This window comes from Pseudoalteromonas sp. S558 (genome assembly GCF_005886635.1).
Classification (GTDB): domain Bacteria; phylum Pseudomonadota; class Gammaproteobacteria; order Enterobacterales; family Alteromonadaceae; genus Pseudoalteromonas; species Pseudoalteromonas aliena.
In genome coordinates, this window is the sequence record NZ_PNDU01000432.1 from 1 (window position 1) to 2,930 (window position 2,930).

General features: G+C 38.0%; 4 protein-coding genes. 1 reads left to right on the forward strand and 3 read right to left on the reverse strand.

What is annotated here, in order from left to right; all coding sequences use genetic code 11:
- Positions 1–107 precede the first annotated feature (107 nt).
- From CWB66_RS20425 to CWB66_RS20435, 3 genes are all read right to left on the reverse strand, one after another.
- Positions 108–734: a LysE family translocator gene (locus tag CWB66_RS20425; protein WP_138586870.1), complete on the reverse strand. Its 627-nt coding sequence runs from the start codon at positions 732–734 to the stop codon at positions 108–110.
- Between the two features lie 11 nt (positions 735–745).
- On the reverse strand, positions 746–1,519 hold the full coding sequence (locus CWB66_RS20430) for a hypothetical protein (RefSeq protein WP_077536861.1): 774 nt from the start codon (positions 1,517–1,519) through the stop codon (positions 746–748).
- A 189-nt stretch (positions 1,520–1,708) separates the two neighbouring features.
- Complete coding sequence (locus CWB66_RS20435) at positions 1,709–2,191, reverse strand: CreA family protein (protein ID WP_138586872.1); 483 nt, start codon at positions 2,189–2,191, stop codon at positions 1,709–1,711.
- A gap of 206 nt (positions 2,192–2,397) precedes the next feature.
- Between CWB66_RS20435 and CWB66_RS20440 the strand changes: the two genes are divergently transcribed.
- Positions 2,398–2,727: a 5-carboxymethyl-2-hydroxymuconate Delta-isomerase gene (locus CWB66_RS20440; RefSeq protein WP_077536859.1), complete on the forward strand. Its 330-nt coding sequence runs from the start codon at positions 2,398–2,400 to the stop codon at positions 2,725–2,727.
- Positions 2,728–2,930 lie beyond the last annotated feature (203 nt).

Sequence of the window (2,930 nt, forward strand, 5' to 3'; positions counted from 1 at the left end):
ATGCGTAAATTCGCCTTGTTTTCACTGAAAATCTCTGGCTAGAGAAAAATAAATTTAAATATCATTATGATTCAATACATTAGTAAATATCTTAACCAGAGTTCAGGTTAAATAACAACACGTATCGCCAGAGCAATTAAAATAACGCCAATTCCACGGTCAAACCAGTAGCCACGCTGTTGGAAAAACTCTCTTACACTCGCCTTAGAAAGCACCATTGAAAGCATTGAAAACCACGCCCATGTAGCCAGCGCCATGTACACACCGTAACCTACCTGCACGCTAGTCGGTGTGGTTGGGCTAATCACTAGCGTAAATAACGACATAAAAAACAGCGTTGCTTTTGGGTTTAACGCATTTGTTAAAAATCCGCGTCTGAAGGCAAGCCACACTGGTTCTTCTTGAACTATTTTGTTTTCAACCTCATCTTCAGCGCTTGCAGGCGGTTTTGCCGCTTTAAGCGCTTGTACGCCCAAGTAAGCTAAATAGGCACCCGCTACATATTTCAACGCCATAAACAAACTAGGTGATTGCGTTAAAATAAGCGCAACACCTAAAACACAATATGCAATGTGCAGTAAAATAGCAGCGCCAACACCTGCGCTTGTCCACAATGCGTTACGCCGACCTTGTTGAACACTTTGCTTAAGTACTACAGCAAAGTCGGGACCTGGGCTTGCTACAGCAAAAAAATGGGCAATAACAATCAGTAAAAACTCATCTAAGTAATCCACAAGCACCCTTACTAGTTTGGCGAATATGCTAATAGCAGCGGATTAGCCGAGTTATGTACTAATTCTTTAATTTCTTTTTGAGCTTTTTTAAATTGACTGCGCAGATGTGGCTTTAAATGTTTTTTAGAATTTTTATCTTTTTTAAAGTAACTAACAAGTGCATGCATAAACACAGTATGAGTTTCACTTAATTTAGCTTCACGATTAGCGTATGGGTTATAGCACGAGCCGCAACCGCCTTTAAACTGATACACAGTGTTGCTCATCATCACGCCAAACCCTAAAAAACAAGCAAGTGCATCAGCCGCTTGTGGTAAGTATTCTTTACCGCCTGGCGGTAACACGCCAACATGATGAATAAGTATAGTGGCCAATGTACCTGCATAACTTGCCACTAAATCCTGCGGCTGGTTAATCTGATTTGGATTAAAAGAAACGCTCACCATATGGCTCGGTGGCACAATTAAATGGCTGCCTTCGCCACGTATTTTATCGCTAAATTCAAAATGTGGAAAAACCTGTGGTTGTAATTGCTGCGGCGCAACAAGCTGAATCGGCCATGCGCTCATACCCGCGTAATTAGTAACGCGAGTAAAAACATTCGTCGCCATTTCTTCAATACTTGATACCGAATCTGGAAAAAACGCAGCTGTTGGCAATACAATTTGGGTTTGTTTAGTAAAAAACTCAACATCAAAATTTTCGACAGCCCAAATAAACGTATCAATAAGCCATTGCTGCTCTTGCGCTTCTAATAATGGTGCCGATTTAAATAAAGCTAACATAATGTGCTCTTTTAATTTTAGTTTAATACCAATTTTATTAAAAACATGATCATTCTATCGCATTAAATAACTCACTAACTGCGTTGAAAATTATTCATATAGAACAACTATATGTCACAATTTCTGCCTTGTTATTGTGCTATTTTCTTCGCGCTATAATAGATCACTCATTTAATGCAATTGGTATAATTATTCTTGTTCAAGTGCCCAGTCCCACGCTTTGGTGTTATAAAGCGGTACTGTCGATAGCGCATGGTGATGACTACCACTTGATTCTTTAGTTGAATACGATAAATACAATAAAGTACGATTTTTAGAATCGTAAATACGACGTACTTTTAACGATTTAAATAGAATACTTTTAGATGATTTAAATACAACCTCGCCCGATTTACTACGATCAATTGCTTGAAGTTGATCTGCGGTAATCGGTCCGGTTTGACGACACGCAATAGACATATCTGACGGATCAGAAAAATCCAAATCAGCTTCTATATGGCTAATATGGCACGTAACCCCTTTAATGATTGGATCTTGCTGAGAGTTGACTACAACATCTTTAGTCGTAAATAACCCTAGACTTACCGATGCGACATCATCAGAGCAAGCACTTAAGGCAACAACAGCCCCCACAAGTACAGTCAAATGTTTAATTTTTTGTAGTAGTTTCATACATATCCTTAATCAATATATCGACAATTGAGTGCCAACCTAAATAAGCAAGGGTTCACTTATTGGCTTTTATACTAACATCAAAAATTAATACGACTAAATTAGTTTAAAGCAAAGATTTTAAATAACTCAGGGTTTAGTAAGCCCTGTTGTATTGATACAATTAACCCATGCCCATGCTGTAATACACAATAGGAAACGTCTAAATGCCGCACATTATTATTGAACACTCAGAAGACCTCCCTGTTTTGCCACAAGTTCTGGTAGAAAAAATCCATAGCACCACTTTCGAAAGTGGTTTGTTTGATTTAGAAACCATAAAAACACGTGCCATTGCTTATCAGCAATATCAACTAGGTGCAGGTAAAGAAGGGTTTATTCATATTGCAGCGCACATAATGGCTGGACGTTCCATAGAACAAAAACAAATGTTAAGCGAGCGCTTACTTTCGTGCTTAAAAACCTATTGCAGAGAATCAGACAGCTTAAGCGTAATTATTTATGATATTGAGCATGAGATATATCGTAAAAATTAGTTTGTTATACTCATTCACTTAATTAAGTGTTCTATTTTTTAGGTAGTAAAACGTGTCGATGGCAAGGCAAAAACTTTGTTATTTAGTTGTTCTAAATGAGGAAATTTTAACGCAGTTAGCGCCAAATTTGGCACCTCAAAATGATTAAGTATTATTGCGGATTGGCACTGTACAAAGCACTCTTTGGATCACAGCGTTTAGCT

Bases quoted from the DNA above. Each gene is read 5' to 3' on its own strand.
- CWB66_RS20440 (WP_077536859.1), top strand. From the start codon at position 2,398: ATGCCGCACATTATTATTGAACACTCAGAAGACCTCCCTGTTTTGCCA.
- CWB66_RS20435 (WP_138586872.1), bottom strand. From the start codon at position 2,191: ATGAAACTACTACAAAAAATTAAACATTTGACTGTACTTGTGGGGGCT.
- CWB66_RS20430 (WP_077536861.1), bottom strand. From the start codon at position 1,519: ATGTTAGCTTTATTTAAATCGGCACCATTATTAGAAGCGCAAGAGCAG.